14 protein-coding genes are annotated in these 24,720 nt (G+C 46.0%); 11 read left to right on the forward strand and 3 right to left on the reverse strand.

The features are described 5' to 3' along the window. The first annotated feature begins 176 nt into the window (after nt 1-176). The 4 genes from ACX0G9_RS28420 (at nt 177) to ACX0G9_RS28435 (ending at nt 8,800) form a co-directional block, all read left to right on the forward strand. Nucleotides 177-1,289: a FecR family protein gene (locus ACX0G9_RS28420; RefSeq protein ID WP_459068373.1), complete on the forward strand. Its 1,113-nt coding sequence runs from the start codon at nt 177-179 to the stop codon at nt 1,287-1,289. A 171-nt stretch (nt 1,290-1,460) separates the two neighbouring features. Then, nucleotides 1,461-4,736: a SusC/RagA family TonB-linked outer membrane protein gene (locus ACX0G9_RS28425; protein ID WP_459068374.1), complete on the forward strand. Its 3,276-nt coding sequence runs from the start codon at nt 1,461-1,463 to the stop codon at nt 4,734-4,736. A 39-nt stretch (nt 4,737-4,775) separates the two neighbouring features. Next, nucleotides 4,776-6,413, forward strand: a complete 1,638-nt coding sequence (locus ACX0G9_RS28430; RefSeq protein WP_459068375.1) for a RagB/SusD family nutrient uptake outer membrane protein — start codon at nt 4,776-4,778, stop codon at nt 6,411-6,413. Between the two features lie 11 nt (nt 6,414-6,424). Continuing rightward, entirely contained in the window at nt 6,425-8,800 is a 2,376-nt protein-coding gene (locus ACX0G9_RS28435; protein ID WP_459068376.1) for a beta-L-arabinofuranosidase domain-containing protein, read from the forward strand. Here ACX0G9_RS28435 and ACX0G9_RS28440 read toward each other — a convergent pair. After that, the gene (locus ACX0G9_RS28440) at nt 8,797-10,653 is read right to left on the reverse strand and encodes an ATP-binding protein (RefSeq protein ID WP_459068377.1); all 1,857 of its coding nucleotides are present in this window, start codon (nt 10,651-10,653) and stop codon (nt 8,797-8,799) included. The two genes, ACX0G9_RS28435 and ACX0G9_RS28440, sit on opposite strands and share 4 nt — an antisense overlap. Nucleotides 10,654-10,765: 112 nt before the next feature. On the opposite strand from ACX0G9_RS28440, the gene ACX0G9_RS28445 reads away from it, so the two are divergent. The 6 genes from ACX0G9_RS28445 to dinB all read left to right on the forward strand — a co-directional run bounded on the left by ACX0G9_RS28445 (nt 10,766) and on the right by dinB (nt 21,578). Beyond that, nucleotides 10,766-12,682 (forward strand): six-hairpin glycosidase, encoded by a 1,917-nt coding sequence (locus ACX0G9_RS28445; protein ID WP_459068378.1) that lies wholly within the window; start codon nt 10,766-10,768, stop codon nt 12,680-12,682. A gap of 31 nt (nt 12,683-12,713) precedes the next feature. Continuing rightward, on the forward strand, nt 12,714-14,297 hold the full coding sequence (locus ACX0G9_RS28450) for a PAS domain-containing sensor histidine kinase (RefSeq protein ID WP_459068379.1): 1,584 nt from the start codon (nt 12,714-12,716) through the stop codon (nt 14,295-14,297). 107 nt (nt 14,298-14,404) lie between these two features. After that, nucleotides 14,405-16,294 (forward strand): pseudouridine synthase, encoded by a 1,890-nt coding sequence (locus tag ACX0G9_RS28455; protein WP_459068380.1) that lies wholly within the window; start codon nt 14,405-14,407, stop codon nt 16,292-16,294. Between the two features lie 69 nt (nt 16,295-16,363). After that, nucleotides 16,364-17,080 (forward strand): RluA family pseudouridine synthase, encoded by a 717-nt coding sequence (locus ACX0G9_RS28460; protein WP_459068381.1) that lies wholly within the window; start codon nt 16,364-16,366, stop codon nt 17,078-17,080. A 201-nt stretch (nt 17,081-17,281) separates the two neighbouring features. Next, the gene (locus tag ACX0G9_RS28465) at nt 17,282-20,356 is read left to right on the forward strand and encodes a DNA polymerase III subunit alpha (RefSeq protein ID WP_459068382.1); all 3,075 of its coding nucleotides are present in this window, start codon (nt 17,282-17,284) and stop codon (nt 20,354-20,356) included. Nucleotides 20,357-20,417: 61 nt separating this feature from the next. Then, complete coding sequence (dinB, locus tag ACX0G9_RS28470) at nt 20,418-21,578, forward strand: DNA polymerase IV (protein WP_459068383.1); 1,161 nt, start codon at nt 20,418-20,420, stop codon at nt 21,576-21,578. A gap of 111 nt (nt 21,579-21,689) precedes the next feature. Here the strand turns inward: dinB and ACX0G9_RS28475 are convergent, their stop codons facing one another. Then, the gene (locus ACX0G9_RS28475) at nt 21,690-22,508 is read right to left on the reverse strand and encodes a hypothetical protein (protein WP_459068384.1); all 819 of its coding nucleotides are present in this window, start codon (nt 22,506-22,508) and stop codon (nt 21,690-21,692) included. An 85-nt stretch (nt 22,509-22,593) separates the two neighbouring features. Next, nucleotides 22,594-23,604, reverse strand: coding sequence for a zinc-dependent alcohol dehydrogenase family protein (locus ACX0G9_RS28480; protein ID WP_459068385.1), 1,011 nt, complete (start codon nt 23,602-23,604; stop codon nt 22,594-22,596). A gap of 136 nt (nt 23,605-23,740) precedes the next feature. On the opposite strand from ACX0G9_RS28480, the gene ACX0G9_RS28485 reads away from it, so the two are divergent. Beyond that, nucleotides 23,741-24,616 carry an AraC family transcriptional regulator gene (locus ACX0G9_RS28485; protein ID WP_459068386.1) on the forward strand — a complete coding sequence of 292 codons (876 nt, stop codon included), beginning with the start codon at nt 23,741-23,743 and terminating at the stop codon, nt 24,614-24,616. Nucleotides 24,617-24,720: the final 104 nt, after the last annotated feature.

Consider the following 24,720-nt stretch of genomic DNA (forward strand, 5'->3'; position numbering starts at 1 on the left):
GGCCGAAGGCCCATCATAAACGGTTTTGCGCCGTAGGACTAAATTTAGAAAGAGTTCTACGGCGCAAACAAAAAAGGGGACCACAGGTCCACTGGCCGAAGGCCCATCATAAACGGTTTTGCGCCGTAGGACTAAATTTAGAAAGAGTTCTACGGCGCAAACAAAAAAGGACGGCAATGCAAAATCTGAATCCATCGGCTGAAGATCTGCTTAAAGATGAATCGTTTATCAACTACTGCCGGGGGCAGAATGAAAACGATGTTCATTATTGGAAAAATTACCTGGAAAAAAATCCCGAAAAAAAGGAATTGATAGCAGAAGCCGTAAGGCAATATCGTTTGTTTTTTAATACCATCGCCGACCTGGATCTTCAGGAACAACTTGAGATTCTGAAGAATAAGATTGAAATTAATGAGACGGCCCGGGTATATTCCATAAACGATGAACCCATCCAAACCGGGATTACTTTTTACCTGAAAAAAATGATGGTCGCGGCCTCCGTTGTGATCCTGGCAATTGCCGCCTGGACATTGTTTCATCCAAAACAGGCTCCGCTGCCTGGTAAAGGCAGCGCGGGATATGTCAGCAAGCCCGGCGAAAAAAAGATATTTCAGTTGCCCGATGGCACACAGGTCACCCTGAACGCCGGTAGTGAGATCACCTTGAACAGCGCCTATGGGCTGCACTCCCGGGAAGTGTTTTTAAAAGGAGAAGCTTTTTTTGATGTTCATCAAAACAAGAGCCTTCCCTTTATCGTGCACGCAGCCGATATGGATGTCAGGGCTCTTGGAACGGCCTTTAATATAAGATCTTATACTGGCGATAAGACATCCGAAACAGCCTTGATACTCGGTCTGGTGGAAATAACCTTAAAAAAAGAGAATAATAAAAAAATCCTGCTGCATCCCAATGAAAAAGTTTCCTGGAAACAGCATTCGGAACCAGAAGAGGTAAACCTTGCTTCTCCTGGCCCGGCAATAACGCAACCCCAGGTAGCAGAACAAATTGTTATAGCCCCTGTGAAAAAAATGGATGACGGAACTCCACAGGAACTTGCCTGGGCAAACAACAATCTCGTTTTTGACGACGAAAGCTTTGATGAAATCGGCACGCGCCTGGAAAGATGGTATGGAGTAAAAATCGTCTTCGGTACAGCGGATTTAAAAACCTTTCATTTCACCGCAACCTTTAAAAAGGAAAAAATAGAGCGGATTCTTGACATTTTAAAGACTATAAAGGAATTTAAATATGAATATGACGGCATCCAGACTATACTGATCCATAAATAAATAAAAGGGGAAGATGGTGACACATCTCCCCCCATTTAAAGCCGAAACAGGCTGAACTGTTTACATTAACCTGTTTCAATTATTAATCTTTAAACAATTAAAGGTATGAAAAAAAACCATCCCTCAGGGGATACCTTACTAACAACACTGCTTGTCAAAGTCTTAAGGATTATGAAATTAACGACTGCTTTGTTAATTATCGGATGTCTGCATGTTGCTGCCCATGGCTTCTCTCAGGACGCTAAAGTGACATTGAACCTCAAGGACGTCAGCATTCCTCACCTTTTTAAAGTGATCGAGAAAAAAACGGCCTACCGGTTTGCTTACAGCAACGATATTCTTCCCCAAACCTTACTGGTGACAGTTGCTGTTAAAGAGGCCTCTGTTTCATCTGTATTGAGATCAGCGCTCGAAAACACAGGGCTGAAATTCGACCTGATCGATGATGAGGTCATTGTCGTGTCGAAGCTGGTCCCAGCAAAACAGGCTATTGTCATCACCGGAAAAGTAACGGATGAATCCGGCTATCCCCTGACAGGAGTCTCAGTATATGTAAAAGGAGCCAGCTCTATTGGCACCGTCACGAATGATAAGGGTTTCTACCGTCTGGAAACGCCCCAGGATGCGACCATTCTTATTTTTTCATCCGTCGGCATGGAGACTATTGAAATATCCATCCGAGGCAAAAATGAACTGAACGTTTCCCTGAGAAAGACCATTTCCCAGCAACAGGAAATCGTAGTGATAGGCTATGGTACCCAGAAAAAAGGAGATGTAACCGGTTCCGTGGCAACGGTAAAAGCAGAAAATTTTATCAAAGGCAGCGTAGTGGATGCCGGTCAATTGATACAAGGGAAAGTAGCCGGTTTATCCGTCATTTCCCCCAACGGTGATCCCACCGGAGCAACCCAGATACTTTTGCGCGGTCAAACGACATTGATGGGGGCCAACCAGAACCCCCTGGTTCTGATCGATGGGATACCCGGAGATTTGAGGACGGTATCAACGCAGGATATCGAGTCCATCGATGTTTTAAAAGATGGTGCCGCTGCAGCTATTTATGGTACCCGTGGCACCAATGGGGTAATTCTGATTACCACAAAAAGAGCAGGCGGCAATAATAGAGGTGCCGTTGAGTACAGCGCATATGTAAGTACACAGACCATCGCAAGAAAACTTAATTTATCCACGGCTGCCGATTTCAGGGCACAAATGGTCGCAGGGTATCGCAAGACGGAAATGGCAGATAACGGTGCCAATACCGATTGGCTGAAACAAATCAGCCAACACCCCCTGATCCAGTCGCATAATTTAACGCTGCGCAATGGAAATTCAACGACCAATTACCTGGTTAGCCTTAACTATAACAATGCGCAAGGGATCTTCAAAAAATCGTATAATCAGATATTTTCAGGACGTGCCGACCTCAATCATAGCATGTTAAACAATAAGCTGAAGATTAATGTCAATCTATTTAGCTCTTCCCGAAAATACAATGGTTTTAACAGCAACATTTACAGACAGTCGACAATGCAAAACCCCACATCGCCTGTCAAAAATCCTGATGGCACCTGGTTTCAGGAAATCACCAAATTTGACTATGAGAATCCCGTATCCGATCTGATGGAAAGTGATGGACGGTCAACTGAATTAAACAACAGGTATAAAGGCGCCATCGTTTACACGCCCCTGCCAGGGTTAAAGATCTCCGCGGTGTTCTCCTACGCAAAAAAAGTCATCGATACCGGATACGCGGAGACCAAACAAAATGTAACCACTTTACGGGATGGGAAAAATGGTTTTGCCAAAATTGGAGGAAGCCAATCCACAGACCGCCTGGCGGAATTTACCGCAGAGTATTCGAAATCTGTGGACAACCATAATTTTATGGTCCTTGGCGGGTATAGTTATCAGGAAAATGATTTTACCAGTAATGCCATGCAGAACTGGGATTTCCCCACCGACCGGTTTAGCTGGGATAATATCGGCCTAGGCCGGGCTATCAGCAGTGGGGACTTTCAGGGGCTGATCAACAGCTTCAGAAGTACAACGAATTTAATTGGTTTCTTTGGCAGGCTCACCTACAACTATGACCAAAAATACCTCTTAATGGCAAGCATTCGCCGCGAAGAAGCAAGCCAGTTATGGGGCACCAAAAACCCCTGGGGAACATTCCCTGCTGTTTCGGCAGGCTGGAGAATTACTAAGGAACCTTTCATGCGCAGGCAGCATCTTTTTGATGACTTAAAAGTAAGGGCTGGTTATGGAGTCACAGGATCACAACCAACAGATCTGTTCCGGGGAGTTGCCGTCATCGGGTACGGCGGATTCGTATTATCGAATGGAACCTGGATACAAACACTGAATCCTGCACAAAATGCCAACCCGGACCTGAAATGGGAAGAAAAACGAGAGACCAACATCGGCCTAGACTTCAGCATGTTAAACAGCCGCATCAGTGGCAGTGTCGATTATTACAACCGCCAAATCCACAACCTTCTTTTCTTATACGATGTACCCAGCCCCCCAAATCTTTATAACCAGACCCTGGCCAATGTGGGTACTATGCAAAACAAAGGCGTGGAAGTAATGCTCAACTTCGTTCCTGTGAGAAAAAAAGACTTCGAATGGAATACAAGCGTTAATTTTTCTACCAACGCCAATAAATTAGTAAGCCTGTCGAACGATATTTATAAGACCTCCACCAATTATTTACAGGTTGGTGCCATTTTTCCACCTATCCAGACCTTTTCCCACCTTTTGAAGGTCGGGGGACCGGTCGGCGATTTTTATGGTTTTAAAGTAATAGACATCGGCAACGATCCATCCGATGTGGCTAATTACGGTCAATGGGTCTATGAAGGAAGCGATGGAAAGCCGGTAAAATACTCCGACCTCACCCACTCCTTTGGTGATAAAAGAGTTATTGGGAATGGCCTTCCGAAATTTTATGCTGGCTGGAACAATAATTTCCGGTATAAGAAATGGGATCTGACAATTACCCAACGCGGCGCTTTCAAATTCCAGGTGGCCAACTTACAGCGTATGATGTTGGAAAACCCTACACAAATCCAGTACAACGTGCTGAAATCAACATTTGATAAGGTGTATGGTAAGACCCAGTTAAAATCTCCGGTGGAATTTAATAGCTACTACATCGAGAAGGGCGATTATTGGAAGATCGATAATATCACCCTTGGATATAACTTCCAAAATACGGGGATTAAGTATATTCAATCTGCAAGGTTCTATGTGTCGGCTCTCAATGCATTCATTTTCACCGGTTATAAAGGGATAGACCCTGAAGTAAGTTTGCGGAACGGGACCTCTTATGCTCAGTCCGGAATCGCCCAGACCCCCACAGCCGGCCTGGATCCGGGAATCGATGGACCATGGAAGTATCCAACCACACGTACATTCAGCATTGGTCTTAATGTAATTTTTTGATAGGTCCGAGGGACAAAAAAAGTATTAATTAATACAGATATGAAAAAGTTAAAATATTCTACCTATACCGGAACGACCATTATAGTTATTCTTATGGTCCTGCTTTCAGCCTGCACCAAGTTAAAAAGTACATCTTATAATCAAATTATAGCAAGCGAATTCACCCCTACCTCTTCGGACCTTGCCGCCCTTGCCGGTGCTGCGTACGTGGACTGGCGCGGCCTTCTCCTGCAATGGAATACTCTTTACAGGGCCCAGGAGGTTTCTGGTGATGAGATGCTGACACCAGCCCGCCCGAATGGATGGGTGGATGGTGGCGTATATCGCCGGATACATGAACATAAATGGACGACCGACGATGATATCGTGATAAATATCTGGACAAGGGCCTACCAGGGGGTAACAAATTGTAACCGGATTATTTACCAGGTTCAGGCAGGCATTATTCCCGTCGCAGCGAAGGATACAACCTCCCTGATCGCAGAAATGAAATTACTGAGGGCATCCTATTATTGGGTTTTATGCGATTGTTATGGAAATGTTCCGATAGTCGATAAGTTTAATGTAGCTGCAGGCTATTTGCCAAAACAAAATACCAGGACGGAAGTGTACAACTTTATCGTTAGTGATCTGGTAACCAATATCCCACTGGTTAGCCCTGCCAGCAATACGGCGACCTATGGCAAGTTTAATAAATGGGCAGGTCTTGCTTTATTGGCTAAAATGTACCTGAATGCGGAAATTTATACAGGCACGCCGGCATGGGACAAGTGTAAGGATGTATGCGATACCATTATTAATGCAGGGCAATTCATTCTGGAAAGTAACCAAAAGAATGTATTCGTAACAGAAAATCAGAATTCCAGGGAGATCATTTTTGCATTGCCCTTCGATTCCAAGTATGTAGCTGATTGGAATTCCTTTGATGTGCACATGCAAACGCTGGAACCTGAAAACCAGGCAACCTATAATCTACAGTATTCTCCCTGGGGCGGCATTTGTGCTGTGCCGCAATTTATCAGCACCTTCGATCCGGAGGACAGCCGCTACCAGGATAATTATATTCAGGGGCAACAGTTTACGGCTACCGGAGATAGTCTTTTTGGAACAATGGGGGCATTTACCGGAAAGCCACTGGCTTATCGCAATTATGTTCCCGGAGTGGACATATCGGATGAAGTGGATGGTTTCCGTTTGGGTAAATTCGAAATAGCAACGGGAGCTACCAATCGGTTAAGTAATGACTGGCCGCTTTTCCGGTATGCAGATATATTGATGATGAAAGCCGAATCTTTATTGCGTAGCGGAGATGCTAATGGGGCTGCTGCATTGGTTACCCAGGTTCGTGTGCGGGATTTTAAATCCGATCCTGCAAAAGCCATTGTGGGCGGCGCCGATTTACAACAAGGCAGCGGTTATGATTATGGGCTTAGAAATCATTTGACAACGACTAATGAAGGAGGGGCTGATATTGTATATGGCCGCTTTTTGGACGAGTTAGGCTGGGAGTTTAACCAGGAAGCACGTCGCAGATCGGATATGATCCGGTTTGGAGCGTTCACAAAAAAATCATGGCTATCCCATTCTCCGAATGGGGATTACAGAGCACTTTTCCCAATACCGAGAACCGAGATTGCCAAAAATTCAAATCTTACACAAAATCCCGGTTACAACTGATTGTTTTATTTATGAAAAATATTTTCATTGCCCTCTTAGTAATTGCTTCTTTGTCGGTTGGAGGACAGATTCCTTCCAAAATAAGCGCATTTACCTTGCAGGATGTACAATTACTGCCGGGCATTTTCAAAGATGCTGAAAATACCGATCTGAAGTATATCATGGCATTAGATCCGGACAGGCTGTTAGCGCCTTTTTTGCGGGAGGCCGGATTGCCTGTTAAGGCAGAAAGTTATGTAAATTGGGAGAATTCCGGATTGGATGGTCATATCGGAGGGCATTATCTTTCGGCCTTATCCATGATGTATGCTGCTACGGGGGATAATAAAGTTCGGGAGAGGTTGAATTACCTTCTTGATGAGTTAAAAAAATGCCAGGATAAAAATGGGGATGGATATTTGGGTGGAGTTCCCGGCAGCCGGGCTTTATGGGCTGAAATAGGTAAGGGTAATGTCGATGTAATTAAACAAAAATGGGTTCCGCTCTATAATATCCATAAAGCATTTGCCGGCCTGCGTGATGCTTATTTGTATACCGGTAGCTTACAGGCAAAAGAAATGCTCCTGAAATTCGGTGACTGGTTTGTCCGTTTGGCAAATAGTCTTACTGAACAACAGATGCAAAATATGTTGCAAACGGAACATGGTGGTATAAATGAAGTTTTGGCCGATGCAGCGGCTATTTCCGGAGATAAAAAATACCTGGATGCCGCCTGTAAATTCTCGCATAAAGCGATACTTGAACCATTGGAACAGAAAGAAGATAAATTAACAAATTTGCATGCTAATACGCAGATTCCTAAAGTTATTGGGTTTGAGCGTATTGCTCAGGTAGGTGGGGATAATTCATATTATCGGTCTTATTACCAGGCAGCGCGTTTTTTTTGGGAGACCGTAGTCGGGCACAGAACCTGCGCTATTGGAGGTAATAGCGTAAGGGAACATTTTCACCCGGCGGGAGACTTTTCTTCTATGATCACCAGTGAACAGGGGCCCGAAACCTGTAACACCTATAATATGCTCAAGCTGACCGGGTTGTTGTATCAAACGGATGGATCGGGCAAGTATATTGATTATTACGAACGGGCCTTGTATAATCATATCCTTTCTACGCAACATCCGGGTACCGGAGGTTTTGTATATTTCACGCCTATGCGGCCCGGTCATTACAGGGTTTATTCACAACCTCAAACCAGTTTTTGGTGTTGCGTGGGATCGGGAATGGAAAACCAGGCAAAATATGGAGAACTCATTTATGCACACCATGAGAACGATTTATTCGTAAATCTGTTTATCCCGTCTCGTTTAACCTGGAAGGAAAAAGGCATTGTGCTTATCCAGCAAACTCTTTTTCCAGACGAGGAAAAGACTTCGTTATTAATTGAGTCTGTAACAACACCGGATTTTGTGCTGAAAATAAGATACCCGGTTTGGGTTCACCCTCAAAAGGTAAAGATTAGTGTAAACGCACATCCCGTTGATGTGGTCGTGGGGGAGGGGGGGTATGTTTCCATTAAAAGGATATGGAAAAAAGGAGATAGTATAACAGTTATATTGCCTATGCAAACCACAACCGAACAATTGCCGGATGGTTCTGATTATGTCGCAGTACTTCACGGTCCGATTGTCCTGGCTGCCAAAACGGATACCACAGATTTAAACGGGCTTTTTGCAGATGACAGCCGGATGGGACATGTCGCGAACGGTAAACAGTACCCATTACAGGATATGCCAGTGTTTGTTACCAGCAGTACAGATATTGCTCCTTTCATCAATAGGGTACCAAATAAGTCATTAACATTTACTGCCTCCAGGTTAATTTATCCCGAAAAATATAAAAACGTGGAATTAATCCCGTTCTTCCGGTTGCACGATTCCCGGTATGTTATTTATTGGCAGACAATAACGCCAGGGAAACTGACGGAAATAAAACAAAAAATGGCAGAACAGGAAGTGGAGAAACAAAAATTGGCGGCAAGTACAATCGACGTTGTTTTTTCAGGCGAGCAACAACCCGAATCGGATCACTTTATGGAAAGCGAGAAATCAAATACAGGAGTTAATAATGACCGGCATTGGCGCGATGCTATAGGATGGTTCAGCTATAGAATGACGGATAAAGAGAAACAGGCCGGAAGATTGCGTATTACCTATTTTGGAGGTGATAAAAATAGCCGGTTCCATATCCTGGTTAATGGAAAAATCATTGCAGAAGTTGTTGCTGATAATATCCATGAAAATGATTTTTATGCCGTCGATTACCTTATCCCGGATAATGTGTTACAACAGGCTAATGGAATGGTAAAGGTGACATTTTTCGCTTCAGAAGGATATTCAACAGGCGGAATTTATGAAGTGAGGCTGCTTAAGAAACAGGTATTCCTCTAACTCAGCAAACTGTTAATCCGTTTGTACAGGTCGGCAAATTCGAATGGTTTGGTCATATATTCATTCATGCCTGATTCGAGACATTGCAACTGTTCCCCTTTCAAGGCCGTTGCCGTCATGGCGATAATGGGAGTTTGCAGATGAAGATCGTTCCGGATAAATTGGGTCGCCTGATATCCGTCCATCTCAGGCATTTGCAGATCCATAATGATCAGATCAAAGATTTGATCCTGTTGCAAAAAGCTAATTGCTTCTGCACCGTTATTTACCAGCTCCACCGTTCCTCCGGCTTTTCTCAATACATAATCGATTAGTTTCTGGTTGATCTCATTATCCTCTGCTACCAGGAAACGTTTCCCCACCAAAAGGTTGCTATAATCCTGTATAAGGACAACAGGGGTGCTCTTAAGCTCCGTGCTGCTGCTGTATCCGTAAGGCAGATAAAAAGTAAAAGCAGATCCCTTTCCAACTTCACTTGTTGCGGTAATATCTCCCCCCTGCAATTTCAGCAATTGTTTGCAAATGGTAAGACCAAGACCGGTTCCACCATAACGACGGGATATATCCAGACCGGCCTGCGAGAAACTATCGAATATATAGGGCAGGTTATCTTCAGAGATTCCTATTCCTGTATCCGTAATAGAGAAAGACAGGCTCACTCCGGCATCCGAACGTTGCTGGACAGTTACCATGATCAGAATACGGCCTTTATCGGTAAATTTTATAGCGTTGCCTAAAAGATTGATCAATACCTGGTTCAACCGGTGTGGATCTCCATTAACAAAATCGGGCATTCCGGGGTCAATGTTAACCTGAACCAATAATCCCTTTTTTTTCAGGCGATGATCAAAAATGGCACAGGCATTGGCCAATACATCTTTAATACTGAAATCTATTTTCTCGATATTTAGTTTGCCTGCTTTTATCTTGGAGAAATCCAGGATATCGTTGATAATAACCAGGAGATTATTGGCAGAACTTTTAATGATCCCGGCAAGTTCGTGCTGTTTCGGAGACAATTGGGTTCCCAGGAGAAGATCGGTCATTCCTTTGATCCCATTCATAGGCGTCCGGATCTCATGGCTCATATTTGCCAGAAACTGTTCCTGCATTTGTTTGGCATCCTGTGCTTCCCGGATGCTCAGCAGTAATCCGGTTTCTGCTTCTTTACGCCGGGAAAATTCTTTATTTAGCTGGATCAACACGATAACAACAAAAAGAAAACTTACGATCCGTATCATGATCAGACCATAGGCCGTCCTTCTGTCGGCAACCTCATTTATATTCTTACGTTCGGTGAGTAATTTTTTTTCCTCGCTGACCATTTCATTCAGGAGGGTCTTTATCCTGTTATTCAAATCTGCCGCACGATGTTCCCGTGTAATTCTTTCTGAAGTGGAAGACTGATCCGTTTTGCCTGTTTGATTCGATTCCACGGATTGACCCTGCGAGGTCAGAAACAGGCTTTCATCGAAGGCCTGTTTTTCAAGGAAGTATTTTCTGAGCAGGGAAATATTCCTCCCCTGATCGTCATTGTTCCGGGTAAGCTGGTGAAGGTAATCCAGATCCTGCTCCAATTTTCCATGGAAGGTCCTGATGCGAAGCGCAGCCTCCTGATCCCCCCGTTCCAGATATAAATAGGAATCCGCCCCTGACTCTGACACCGAGCCGATGACCTGATGGATAGTGCCTATGATTTCATAAGCCTGACTGATACGAAGATTCGTTTTCTCGATATTTTTTTTATTAATATATATCAGCCAGCTAACAATAGCCAGTGAAACGACGGAAAATAATAAAAGCCAGGTAATTTTTCGATGTATAACAACTCCGGGCTTTACATTCAATCTCATATCAGTTTTTCATTCAGGAGAAAAATATATATAATCCTTTTTTTAATAACGTAAAAACAGGAATAAGAGTATGTTCGCTTTTTGTAATTTAGAAGTATAAAACTCCCTGAACTTGAAATCGACCCTATTTCTTATCTCCTGGACCTTATTTTGTTTCATAAAAGGTAATGGTCAAACCGGCTTCCCGGGAGAACCGGTTCGTTATACCGGTGGCCAGACAATAGACCCCGGCCTGCATGAAGGAAGGCTTCGTTATGCCATTGGAACAGAGAACCTGCAAACCATGCGGGCCAACCGTACCCATCCCGAAATGGCCGATGGATATGGATGGACCTATAATCATGGATCCAATATTTGTTATTGGAATGGGCAATTTTTCCAACATTACCTCAGTAATCCGGTTGACGAACATATAGCTCCGGGACAGACCCTGGTACTGACCTCCGGAGACGGCCGTCATTGGAATAAGCCAGTAGTAGTCTTCCCCCCTTACCAGGCACCGCAGGGCGTCAGGATACCTGAAGGGTATAATGGATATATGATGCACCAGCGAATGGGGTTCTATGTATCACCCTCCGGCAGGTTGCTTGTTATAGGGTTTTATGGTCATACGGAGGATCCTTTCGGTAAAGGCGGAATCGGCAGGGTTGTCCGGGAAGTCTATAAGGATGGAGGATTCGGACCGATATATTTTATCCGTTATTCGAGTCATGCGGATTGGAACGAATCGAATACCAGTTATCCATTTTATAAAAAATCCGGCGATACCGGATTCGTAGCTGCCTGCGGTGCTTTGCTGAAGGACAGGCTGATGAGTTTTCAATGGTATGATGAAGATCAGGGATTGGATGGGTTTTATAATGGTAAAAAAGCAGGGGAAGCCTTATCCTGGTATCATCGGAAAGACGGAAAGGTCGTGGCGCTCTGGAAAAAATCCCTGACCGCACTTTCTTCGGATGAAGGCTATACCTTTTCCGATCCTGTGCAATCACCTACTTTTCTGATGTCTGGTGGAAAACAATGGGGGCAGCGGACTAAAGATGGCCGGTATGCCATTTGTTATAATCCTATAGATTTGTCCGATTACCGATATCCATTGGTCGTCGTAACCGGGAAGGACGGTATCCTTTTCGATCACATGCTGCTGGTACAGGGGGAAGTGCCCCCAAGACGTTTCAGCGGTAGATGGAAAGATTTTGGCCCCTGTTATATGCGGGGTATAGAAGAAGGAAACGGGATTCCGCCGGGTAATGATATGTGGTTAAGCTACAGCATGAATAAAGAGGATATCTGGATCAGCCGGATTCCTTTACCCATACGGTATGCGGTAAAAGATGCTGTCAGGGATAATTTTGATCAATTATTAATCGATGGACCGGTGCGGGATTGGAATATTTACTCTCCTGCCTGGGCTGGTGTTTCTGTCGTAAAAAATCCGGGAATTGGAGTGAATAGTATGGGAAATGGGGTGAAGAGCTCAGGAATTTCGGGAACAACAGATAAATCTCTTCGGTTGTTGGATAAGGATCCTTACGATTATGCCCGGGCGATCAGGGTCTTTCAAGAAGGGACAAGGGTGAAAACGAGCTTTAGGATATACGCAGATCCAGCAAATATGGGTCTGCTGGAAATCGATCTAACCGATCGATACGGGAACAGGCCTGTAAGGCTGCGGTTTGATAATAACGGGCAGATCATGGCACGGGAGGGAGGTACGGAAAAATTGATCAGGACTTATCAGAAAGGAAAATGGTATAGGATTAAGCTGGTTACGGAAACGGCACCGGGTGAAAATGAACTGAACGGTAATTATTCGCTTTGGATCGATGGGGAAAAGTTTTTGACAAAGGCGAAATTAGCGGAAGCAGTCAAGTCCGTCGAGCGATTGTCCTTTCGAACGGGTCATTACCGGAATTTTCCCGACAGGCTTACGCCAACTGAAACCAAAGATCCTCCCTTGATTGGGGCGGATGAACCTTCTGCACCAACGATCTTTTATATCGATGATGTGGAGGTTCAGGCTTTTTAGAACTACTTTTATGGAATAAATTCATTGGAATATGGCCGTAAATGATCTCATTAAGCCCCCTTATCATCAGTATTTAAAAGGCGGTGGGGAAATGGGTGAATTAACTCGTTCTTTTAATTGGACCGAAACCATCCTGGGCAGTCCTGAAAATTGGTCTCAAAGTTTATTGACGACCATCAGCATTATGCTTAATTCCAGATTCCCCATGTTTTTATGGTGGGGGCCTGATCTGATCCAGTTTTATAATGACGCCTACCGCCCCAGTCTGGGGAATGGCGGTAAACATCCCAAGGCTTTAGGTCAGGAGGGGGTGAAGTGCTGGCCGGAAATCTGGCCGGTTATAAAGCCTCTGATCGATCAGGTCATGTCAGGAGGAGAATCTACCTGGAGTGAAGACCAGCTTATTCCCATTTACCGGAACGGCATGATGGAGGATGTATACTGGACATTTGGTTATAGCAAAGTAATAGATGAAACCGGATTGCCTGCCGGGGTTCTGGTGATTTGTAATGAGACCACCCAACAGATTAAGGTTATGGCCGAGCTGAAGGCCAGCGAAGAACATTTTCGGTTGGCAACACGGGCAGCAGAATTAGGGACATTCGATATGGATCTGATTAAAGGAACCATGGATTGGGATCCGAGGTGCCGGGAACTATTTGGTATTTCCCACCAGGAAAAGGTTACTTATGAAAATGATTTTTTACCCGGGCTGCATGAAGATGACCGGGAACGTATCGAGACCCTTATCAATAATTTATTTAATAGAAGTATCGGCAATGGTGATTATAATGTTGAATATCGAACCATTGGTGCGACCGATAAAAAGCTCCGCTGGTTAAGTGCCAAGGGGAAGGTTTTTTTTAATGAAAAAGATCAGCCTGCCCGTTTTATAGGATCGGTTTTGGAAATAACGGATAAAAAACTGGACGAACAGCGTAAAAATGACTTTATCGGAATGGTCAGTCATGAGTTGAAGACACCATTGACTTCTTTAAAAGCCTATGTGCAGTTACTTGGTGATAAGGCTAAGGATGAAAATGACGGTTTCGCAGTCAAGGCATTGGACAGGGCGGAAATCCAGGTGAATAAGATGATTAGTATGATCAATGGTTTCCTGAATATTTCCAGACTTGAATCCGGTAAGATCGAGTTGAAAATGCAAAAGTTCGATCTGAATGCGATAATTAAAGAAGTTATCAATGATATCACTCACTTCGATGCCAGTCATTCGATTTCTTTTGAAATCAAGGAGACCATTTCAGTGGTGGCAGACAAGGATAAGATCGAGCATGTAGTGTCAAATTTTTTAACGAATGCGATAAAATATTCTCCCAATGGAACGGCTATCGGGGTTAAAGCCCTGGTAGAGGGCAATTTGGTCTGTGTTAGCGTTAAAGATGAAGGGATCGGTATCGAAGACCATGATAAAGAGAAATTATTCGAACGGTTTTACCGGGTTAAGAGAAATGATACCCAACGGGTGTCCGGTTTTGGGATCGGGCTTTATCTCAGCGCAGAGATCATTCACCGCCATAAAGGAAAGATCTGGGTGCAGAGCGAAAATGGAAGGGGCTCTACTTTTTATTTTACATTACCAGTTGTGCAGGGCTAAATGCTGGTTTTTCACTGCTTCTTCTGCACGCCGGTAAATAAATCCCTCAATTCCCCTATAAATTGGTAATTTTGCCCACTACTGTTGTAAAACAGCAAATCTCCAACATGAAGCAAAAGCACGATCACCCCAAAAAGGGTAAAGGCGCCAAAGGCGCAAACGATAAGAGCGCAACCGGAAAAAATCAAGGCGCCAAAGACTCCAACCGGAGCAAAAAACGGAAAACGGACAATTTCAACAAATTCTTTCATAAAAAAAGCAACGCAGCCGTCAAAGAAGAGATCAGGCAGGAAAAGAAGGCGGTCAAGCGTGAGCGCAAAGAGGCTATTGAGCGGCATTTCGAGGAAAAACGCAATGCCCGGACGCAGCATGGCGGCGAGTTTCAGAACTCCCGTGAAGCCCGGAAGGCAGACGGATTCCGTAATGCCGGGCACTCCCGCAAGGGAGAGCATCCCCGGGACGCTGGAGAAGCACGAAAGGGCGATTCCTTCCGGAAGCCTGAGGGGAAGCCTGAGGAAGGCAGGAACGATCGGAATGAGGACAGATCCCGCAAACCGGAATCTGGCCGTAAGGAAGGGAAATTTCAAAGGCCCGGACGGACAGAATCAGAGGGATCGGAGAGAGGGGGAAAACCGGCAAGAGCGTTCAAGCCGGGAAAACCCGAAAGATCCGAAAGGCCCGAGAGGACTGAAAGGCCCGAGAGGACTGAAAGATCCGAGAGGACTGAAAGATCCGAAAGACCCGAAAGGACTGAAAGATCAGGGCCTCCATCCCGTTCGGCAGGGCCTGTAAAAAAACAATTCAGTGGAGATAAACCTCGCCCAACAGAACGCCAGGGTGGTCATACAGAACGCCAGGGCGGTCATACAGAACGTCAAAAGGGAAATACAGAACGTGGCGGGGCAAATAATAATAATGACTCCGGGCTCATTCCGCTGAATAAATATATTGCCCATTCGGGAATCTGTTCCCGGCGCGATGCGGCAGAGTTGATCAAACAAGGGAAAGTAGAAGTTAACGGGAAACTGGTTACCGAACCGGGAACCAAGGTCTCTCCGAATGACGAAGTGAATGTTACGGGTAAGAAGGCCACGATCTCTAAGAATTTTGTTTATATACTCCTGAACAAACCAAAGGATTATATTACGACGACCGAAGATCCGGAAGGAAGAAGGACCGTATTGGATCTGATCCGCCGGGCCACGACCGAACGTGTTTATCCCGTAGGGCGACTGGACCGTAATACTTCAGGTGTTTTGTTGCTGACCAATGACGGCGAACTGGCACAGAAACTCGCTCATCCCAAGCACGAAATCAAAAAAATATACCATGTCACCCTTGACAAACCCCTTACCAGGGCCGATTTCGACAAGATCATCGGCGGAGGGGTCGTTTTGGAAGACGGGCCGGCAACGGTAGATGTACTGGCTTATGCCGATCCAAAAGATAAGACGCAGATCGGTCTGGAGATCCATAGCGGCCGTAACCGTATCGTACGCCGAATCTTCGAACATCTTGGTTACGATGTTCGTGGGCTTGACCGCGTTATGTATGCCGGCCTGACCAAAAAAAATGTACAACGCGGCGAATGGCGCCTGCTTAATGATAAAGAGATCCGCATCCTGAAATTCCTCAATTCCGGTGTCAGGAGTAAAGCAAATAAAGCCGCCGTTCCCGATGATTTCGGTGATTTCCCCGAAGAGAACGAATCTGCCTTCTATTCGGAAGAACCGCGCAAGGCCGGACCGGGCAAAGGCGTATCCGGACATGCAGGATCGAAAGATCACGCTGCAGGAAAGCGGGGTTTTGCGCCCAAGGGCAAAGGCGGCGGCAAAGGCCATCCTGAGGCAAGAGCGTCAGAAGATCCTTCTATCGGATTTGCCGATAAATCGGGTAGGACGCCAGGCGGCAAACCCGGTGATAAACCCCGTCGGAAGGGGAAATCCACCGTGTCCAAGACAGGCGGCACCGGCTACCGGCCAAGGAGAAAAGGCTGATCGTAAGATCGAACCCTTGTCGCGGTAAATTGCTCAATCTATCATTACTCAATCTTTCATTTCTGCAATATGCAAAAACCGGAAATCCTGTTCGAGAACAGTGAATTTATAGCACTCAACAAACCTGCGGGACTGTTGAGTATTCCTGACCGGGAAGGCAAAGAAAGTTCTCTGAAAAGCTGGTTAAAACATACCTATGGCAATATCTTTACGGTTCACCGTCTCGACCGGGGAACGTCTGGTGTGATCGTATTTGCAAAAAATGAAGAGTCTCATAAGTGGTTGTCCAAAATATTTGAAGAAAGGGCTGTCGAAAAGACATATGCAGGGATCGTTCAAGGCACCCCGGCTGAAAAAAAAGGAACCATCGACGCACCCATCATGGAGCATCCCGTCAAGTTGGGCACCATGGTGATCAATAAAAAAGGAAAAGCATCGTTTACCGAATATGAAGTCCTGGAAGAACTGGGTCTTTACACCCTGATGCAATTCCGGATCCTTACCGGGAGAACTCATCAGATCCGCGTGCATATGCAGTCCATCGGTCATCCTATCGTGTGCGATGAATATTATGGCGATGCCCGGCCCATCTTTATCTCCTCTTTCAAACGTAATTTCAAACTCTCGAAATCCGAAGAGAACGAACGTCCCATCCTCGCCCGTCTCGGTCTTCATTCACAGATCCTGCATTTTAAGGATGAGCAGGGTGAGTACCATACCATCGAAGCGCCACTGCCCAAGGATATGAAGGCCCTGATGCAGCAGCTGCGAAAATGGAAGGTTTAGGGTTAACCCTTATCATCAAAATTTTTTCAGAAAGATAAGTTTACACAGGCAATTTCATCCCATGCGCTTGTCTGTAAGTTACATACGATTACCCGCAGGTTACGGCAGGCAAAAACGCGACCGTAAATACTAAAATATTTGGCAAATAAAAACTAAAATATTTAGTATTTCTGCCTAGCTTTGGTGCTGAATCTCTCCCGTATGTACCTCAACTGTAAGACGTATTTTAGTTTTCGTTATGGCACTTTCGCAACCGAAGCCCTGGTAGAAAAGGCTGTAGAGCTTGGGGTGAACGGGCTTGCGCTCACGAATATCAATAATACCTGCGATGCCTGGGATTTTGTACGTTTCTGCAGGCAACATGGCGTAAAACCGATCTTAGGGGCGGAGATCCGCAATGGCAATGAATTGCTCTATATTCTACTGGCGGCCAATAATCAGGGCCTGCAATGGATCAATCGTTTTTTATCGCAATGGTTACAGGCCAAAGAAGATTTTCCTGCCAGCCTCTTCGCCGCTCCGCAGATCATTCCGGCTGTTTCTCCTCCTGCTGTATTTGCTTTTTTTGACGGAGCCTATTTCGGGAAATCCTTTCCCGGTGATCCGGCTGACGGATTTGTACTTTATCCGCTTGGGAAAAAAGAATTCGCCGGTCTGTTGCCCAATGAACGGATCGGCGTTCTTCCCACCGAGGTCAACAAACTCTTTAATATGGACATTCGCGGGCAGGTCCGGGAATATGCGGACAAACTCGTGATCAGGCACCCCGTTACTTTCGAAGACAAGACCGGTTATAATATACACCGTCTGCTGCGGGCCATCGACAAAAATACATTGCTCTCCAAACTTTCTCCCGGCGATACGGCCGCTCCGGACGAGATTTTTCTTTCTCCGGCCGAACTGTTGCATGCTTTCCGCAATCATGTCTATATGGTTACCAATACCTATAAATTAATGGATGCCTGCAGCATATCCATGGACTTCGGGAAAGACAAGAACAAACGGAATTTCAGCGTCGATAAGGCCGATGACATGCAGTTGCTGAAAAAACTGGCTTATGACGGCTTGAAGTTCCGGTATGGAAAAAACAATAAGATAGCCAGTGAAAGGGTCGATAAAGAATTGCGGATCATCGGCGAGCTGAATTTTAATTCCTATTTTCTGATAACCTGGGACATCATCCGTTATGCGCAGAACCGGGGTTTTTATTATGTGGGGCGTGGGAGCGGCGCCAATTCCATTGTCGCCTATTGCCTGCAGATCACGGATGTGGACCCGATCGAACTGGATCTGTATTTTGAACGTTTCCTGAATCCGCACCGCACCTCGCCTCCGGATTTCGATATCGATTTTTCCTGGCTGGACCGTGATGAAGTGATCGACTATGTATTCAAACGTTACGGGCGGGATCATGTGGCCCTGCTGGGAATGTATACCACCTTTCAATACAATGCCCTTATCCGTGAACTGGGCAAAGTATTCGGTTTGCCGAAGGCCGAGATCGATGAACTGGCAGGCAGACGATCCTATCATTCACGCAATGGAGACAAATTCACGGGAACCGGGCATGCCGATCAGATCTACCGGCTTATCCTGCAATATGGTCAGCGCATGCAGAATTTCCCTAATCATTCCAGTATCCATCCCGGCGGCATGCTGGTTAGCGAAGAACCTATTCATGCTTATACGGCTATTTATCTTCCGCCCAAAAATTTTAACACCACTCAGTTCGATATGTTTGTTGCAGAGCATATCGGTTTGTATAAATTCGATATACTCAGTCAGCGGGGGCTGGGACATATTAAAGAGGCGATCAGGTTGGTCCGTGAGAACCGGTCGGTCAGCATCAATATCCATGAAGTAGAGAAATTCAAAAAAGATCCCCGTGTGCGGGAGCAGATCAGAACTGTACAGACGATCGGTTGTTTTTATATCGAATCGCCTGCGATGCGGCAGCTGCTCAGGAAACTGGAATGCGACGATTATATCACCCTGGTAGCGGCCAGTTCGATTATTCGCCCGGGGGTCTCTCAAAGCGGGATGATGCGCGAATATATTCTTCGTTATCATAACCCGGAAAAGATCGAATACCTCCATCCCAAGATGGAAGAATTGCTGAAAGAGACCTACGGGGTGATGGTTTACCAGGAAGATGTGATCAAGGTGGCGCATTATTTTGCGGGTCTGGACATGGGAGAGGCGGATATTCTCCGGCGGGCTATGAGCGGCAAATACCGGGGCAATAAAGAGATGCTGCGTATCCGCGAGAAATTTTTTGCGAATTGCGCGGAACGGGGCTATACCGAATCCACGAGCGGCGAAGTATGGCGACAGATCGAAAGTTTTGGCGGGTATAGTTTTTCCAAGGCCCATTCAGCGAGCTTTGCCGTCGAGAGTTATCAGAGCCTTTATCTCAAGACCTATTACCCGATGGAGTTCATGGTGGCGGTGATCAATAACTTCGGCGGTTTTTACAGTACCGAACTGTATTTCTATGAGCTGATGAAGACGGGTGCCATTGTGCATGCCCCCTGTATCAATAACAGCGAACATCTTAGTACGATCCGCGGGACGGATGTCTATGTTGGTTTGGTGCATATCCGGGAAATGGAAAACAATCTGTCGGAAAAGATCATGGAGCAAAGAGCTCAGTCCGGTCATTATCTGCACCTGCCGGATTTTATCGAACGGACGGGGATCGCGCTGGAGCAGCTCAATATACTAATCCGTGTCGGCGCACTACGTTTTACTGAAAAAAATAAAAAACAATTGCTCTGGGAAGCCAACTTTTTTCAGAAGAAAAATAAAACGCATATTCCATCGAGCCGTTCTTTATACAAAGATAAACCCCTGGAATTCAAACTCCCCGATTTTCCCGTTAACGAACTGGATGATCTTTTTGATGAAATAGAGATCCTTGGTTTTCCGCTGCGCAATCCTTTCGAACTGGTGGATGACGATCCGTTGAACTATTCTTCCGCTGCCAGTCTCGACGGCGCGGTGGGGCAGCAGGTAACGGTACTTGCGTATCTGATCACCTATAAAGGAGTGAGTACTGTCAAAAAAGAAACGATGTTCTTCGGTACGTTTATCGATGTGAACAGGGACTGGGTAGATACGGTCCACTTTCCCGACAGTCTGCGCCAGTATCCATTGCAGGGTGGTGGTTTCTATAAGATCACCGGCAAAGTGGTGGCGGAATTCGGCGTCTGTGCGATCGAAGTGACGATGATGCAGAAGGTCGGCGTCAAAAAAAGAAAGACCGGTGAACTGTAAGAGTCCTAATCCACCCCCCCTGACCTGTTGATCCTGTCCCGGATCTTTTCAAACCTTTCCTATGTTATTATCGTCGCAACGACATATCGCTCATTTTGACCTGGATGCTTTTTTTGTATCAGTGGAATGTCTTAAAAATGCCAAATTAATGGGGCGGCCTCTGATCGTGGGTGGGAGCGGTGACAGGGGAGTCGTGGCGGCCTGTAGTTATGAGGCGCGTAAATTCGGTATCCATTCGGCGATGCCGATGAAACTGGCGCGGCGTTTATGCCCGCATGTACTCATCATCCGGGGGGATATGGAAGCTTACAGCAATTATTCCCGCCTGGTGACGGACGTCATACAGGACACCGTCCCTTTGTTCGAGAAGGCTTCCATCGATGAATTTTATATCGATATGACGGGAATGGATAAGTTCTTTGGCTGCAGCGAGTTCAGCAGGACACTTAAAAAAAGGATTGCCAAAGAAACGGGATTGCCGGCATCGTTTGCCCTGGCTGGTAACAAACTGATCAGTAAAGTGGCGACCAACGAAGTCAAGCCCAATGGACAGACTGAAGTTCCGCCGGGAGAAGAAAAGAAATACCTGGCGCCACTCAGTATAGTAAAGATGCCCGGAGTAGGGAAGCAGACTTCCCTGCTCCTGTTGCGGATGGGTGTGGAGACGATCCGGACCCTGAGCGAGATCCCGGTAGAGATGATGGAAAATCTGCTGGGGAAAAATGGCATCGAGCTCTGGCGGCGCTCCAACGGTATTGACGAAACGCCGGTCATTCCTTATCACGAACAGAAATCTATCTCTACAGAAAGGACCTTCGAGACCGATACGATCGATCTGGATTTCCTGGAAGGCCAGTTGGTGCGTATGACTGAAGATATCGGTTTTCAATTACGCCAGCAGAACAAACTGACAGGCTGTGTTACGGTCAAACTCCGGTATGCGAATTTTGACACGGTCACCCGTCAGTGTAGTATTGCCTATAGCAGTGCCGACCATACCCTGCTGAAAACGGCCAAAGAACTATTCACCCGCCTGTATGAACGGCGCATGCTGATACGGTTGCTGGGTGTACGTTTTACGCAGCTGGTGCCGGGTAATCACCAGATCAATCTCTTCGAGGATACGCAGGAAATGATCCATTTGTACCAGGCGATCGACAGCATCAAGGATCGTTTTGGAGAGCAGTCGCTGATGCGGGCGAAAGGGGTCGACCCGTATTGAGATTGCCCCGTATTAATATCGATCCGTACCAATAAAAAAAGCCCCGGATCTCTCCGGAGCTTTAACTTTAACCCCTCTGCCTCGAACGTCCATTTATGATTTCATAAGGATTTAAGCGCCAGGACCGTGTCGATGTGATTTCTGCATTTCCTGGAATTTGGACAATTGCTCAGGAGTAAGCACGGCCTTAAGATTATCCTGTTGTTTGACGAACAGATTTTTTAGCAATTCTCTTCTTTGCTGAGGCAGGAGATCTTCATTCTCATGAAGGATCTTTGCCTGGGCGGACAGATTCTCCTGCCCGGTCTTGATCTTGGCTACCTGATCATCATTCAGGCTCAGCCGTATCCTCAGTTTTTCCAAACGCGCGGCGGCCATTACCTGTCTGTTCTCGGAGGCTTGTTTTTTATGTTGCGCCAGTTTGTCTTTTTGCTCCGGCGTCAACAAGGCATCCATTTTATTTTTTCTTTCTTTCTGCAGAGCGATAAGTTGTGCCTTGTATTGCCCCAAGGTCATTTTATCGTTTTTGAACAGGTCAGCCGATTTCTGATGATACTCTTTTTGAATGGCCATCACCTGGGTGCGTTGTTCAGGCGTGTAATGGATACCATTCCTGTGTCTGCCCATCCGGCCTTCCCTTCCTCCACCCATCCGGCCGCCCGAACGGCTGCGAAACCCCTCCCGCTGCGCAAAATGGTCGGAACCATCCTTATTACCCCAATGAGGTCGCATACCGCCGGCGCGTCGGATTGTATCTGTCCCTGTCCCTGTATTGTCCGTACTGCTATTACTGGAGGATTGAGCTTGAGAAGACAGCCCTGAAGCCAGCCCAAGGAATAAGACTCCGGAAAAAAGAAACCCTTTTTTCAGAAGTTGTGTGAATCTTGTATGCATGGTCTTGTTTGTATGCATGACTTTGTTTGTATTCATGGTCTTGTTATTTGGTATATAAGACGGGCACTTAAAAGGAAGGTTTAATGCCCCGGGAGGGTAAATGCCTGTTAAAAACGCCTGTTTACCGAATTACCACGATTTTCCCTACCGCTCCCCGTTCTAAATGGGCATAAGCAGACAATACGTCGTCAAAAGGATAGGTAATATCTATTACCGGTCTTATGGCGTGCTGTCCGATCACGGTATTCATGGCTTCGAAGGCGTCTCTGTTACCTACCAGGATTCCCCGGACCTGGGCAGCCTTAAAAATAACAGGAAGGAGGTCAAGGCTGGCCGTAATATTTTCCAGGAACCCGATCACAGATACCTGTCCTCCATCCCTTACTGCCCGGACGGACTTATTCAGGCTGCTACCCCCGGCGATATCCAGGATATTGTCTGCTCCTTTTCCATTGGTCAATTCCAATACCTGTTGGTGCCATTCGGGGTTCTTTTTATAATCAATAGTATCCGATGCCCCTAGTTTCCGGACCAGCTCCAGTTTGTCATCACTTCCGGACAAGGCGATCACCCTGGCTCCCAGCGCGGCGGCTAATTGAATGGCGAACAGGGAAACGCCGCCGGTGCCTTGCACTACTACGGTCTGTCCGGTTTGTAACTGACCGTGTTCAACCAGCGCAAACCAGGCCGTGAGGGCGGCAATAGGCAAAGTGGCGCCTTCCGCGTCGGTGAGGCCCGCAGGGGTGGCTACGGCGCCTTCCTCGTCCAAAAGCATGTATTCTGCCAGGCCGCCGTCCACCGGCCCTCCCAGTGCATGCAGCGATACATCCGAAGGATGCCGGAGGCCGCTGACCCAATTTGGGTAAAGATGGGACGTAACCCGGTCACCCGGTTTGAACCGGCTTGTTGCTTTACCCGCATCAACCACCACTCCGGCTGTATCGGAAACCGGTATCAGGGGCATCCGCATGATATCGGGTAAATAAATTCCTTCTGCAATAGCCTTATCCCGGAAATTAAGCGAGACGGCATTTACTTTGATCAGGATCTGTTTCGGACCGGGTTTTGGAATTGCCCGCTCAACTTGTTTCAGGTGTTTAAGGCCAAAGCCTTGTAATTCCCAAGCTTTCATATTTGTTTTTTTTGAGTTGTTAATGAAAGCGCAAAGTTGAGCTGCTAATTCCGGGTCAAAGAGGTATACTGCTGGGAAAGACCGGTAAGGAGATGGGATCACCCTTTCTCCTGTCATTTTATTGGTAAATTCGGGTATGGAATATTTGAATGAACCTTTTGTTATCACTACAGCGGAGCTCGATACCTGGGATAAGTGGGACAGGCGGAACAGTTTTTTTGAAATAGTATGCATCCTGGACGGCGAAGGAGATCAATATGTAAACAATCTACGGTACCCGTATCAGAAAAGAAATATTTTCCTGCTGCCCGCCACTGATTGTCACACCTATATCATCCGGAAAAGGACGCGGTTCCTGTTCCTCAAATTCGCAAACAGGACTTGTATGGAGCGGGATCATACCCTGGTCGATTATACTACCTGGTGCAACCGGCTTAATTTCATTATTGGTAATTATAACCGTAAACCGGGAGAACTGATAAGGGATGAAACCGATAAAGACAAGGTGATCGCTTTACTGGAAGTATTGCAGGATGAGTATGGGAGAAAGGGAACGCATAGAAATCTGATCATGCAAAGCACGCTGGTGGCTATTTTAAGTATTATTGCCCGGAATATTGAGAAAGACAGCCTGGTTATCCCTGAAATGGCCGGCAAAAAGATCGCCGGGATCATTCAATTCGTTCAACACAATTTAGTGTCTGAAGAAAAGATCTCCATAAAATACCTGGCTTCGGAGTTTCATATTGCAGAAACTTATTTCAGTGAATATTTCAAACGTAACAGCGGGGAGACTTTCCAGGATTTTGTATTAAAATCAAAATTGAAGATTGCAGAAGCCAGGGTTTACTATACCCGTCAATCCTTCAAAGAGATAGCCTACGAACTTGGTTTTACCGATAGCAGTCACCTGAACAAGATGATGAAAAAATTCCATCAGCGGACAATGTCTGAAATAAGAAAGGCGTCCATGACGACTGACAATATGCAGGAAATGAGTTTGGCGGAATAGACATCTTGTATTGGGGTGCGTAAGACTTGTATCGAAACCGGACGATTTTGTATTGAAAACGTGCGCGGCTATTGTTTCTTCTTGCACTAACTGTTTGGGAATCA

It is taken from the genome of Flavitalea flava, from assembly GCF_054461575.1.

Bases quoted from the DNA above. Each gene is read 5' to 3' on its own strand.
- ACX0G9_RS28425 (WP_459068374.1), top strand. From the start codon at position 1,461: ATGAAATTAACGACTGCTTTGTTAATTATCGGATGTCTGCATGTTGCT.
- ACX0G9_RS28485 (WP_459068386.1), top strand. From the start codon at position 23,741: ATGGAATATTTGAATGAACCTTTTGTTATCACTACAGCGGAGCTCGAT.
- ACX0G9_RS28440 (WP_459068377.1), bottom strand. From the start codon at position 10,653: ATGAGATTGAATGTAAAGCCCGGAGTTGTTATACATCGAAAAATTACC.
- ACX0G9_RS28435 (WP_459068376.1), top strand. From the start codon at position 6,425: ATGAAAAATATTTTCATTGCCCTCTTAGTAATTGCTTCTTTGTCGGTT.
- ACX0G9_RS28475 (WP_459068384.1), bottom strand. From the start codon at position 22,508: ATGAATACAAACAAAGTCATGCATACAAACAAGACCATGCATACAAGA.
- ACX0G9_RS28430 (WP_459068375.1), top strand. From the start codon at position 4,776: ATGAAAAAGTTAAAATATTCTACCTATACCGGAACGACCATTATAGTT.
- ACX0G9_RS28450 (WP_459068379.1), top strand. From the start codon at position 12,714: ATGGCCGTAAATGATCTCATTAAGCCCCCTTATCATCAGTATTTAAAA.
- ACX0G9_RS28480 (WP_459068385.1), bottom strand. From the start codon at position 23,604: ATGAAAGCTTGGGAATTACAAGGCTTTGGCCTTAAACACCTGAAACAA.
- ACX0G9_RS28455 (WP_459068380.1), top strand. From the start codon at position 14,405: ATGAAGCAAAAGCACGATCACCCCAAAAAGGGTAAAGGCGCCAAAGGC.
- dinB (WP_459068383.1), top strand. From the start codon at position 20,418: ATGTTATTATCGTCGCAACGACATATCGCTCATTTTGACCTGGATGCT.
- ACX0G9_RS28465 (WP_459068382.1), top strand. From the start codon at position 17,282: ATGTACCTCAACTGTAAGACGTATTTTAGTTTTCGTTATGGCACTTTC.
- ACX0G9_RS28460 (WP_459068381.1), top strand. From the start codon at position 16,364: ATGCAAAAACCGGAAATCCTGTTCGAGAACAGTGAATTTATAGCACTC.
- ACX0G9_RS28420 (WP_459068373.1), top strand. From the start codon at position 177: ATGCAAAATCTGAATCCATCGGCTGAAGATCTGCTTAAAGATGAATCG.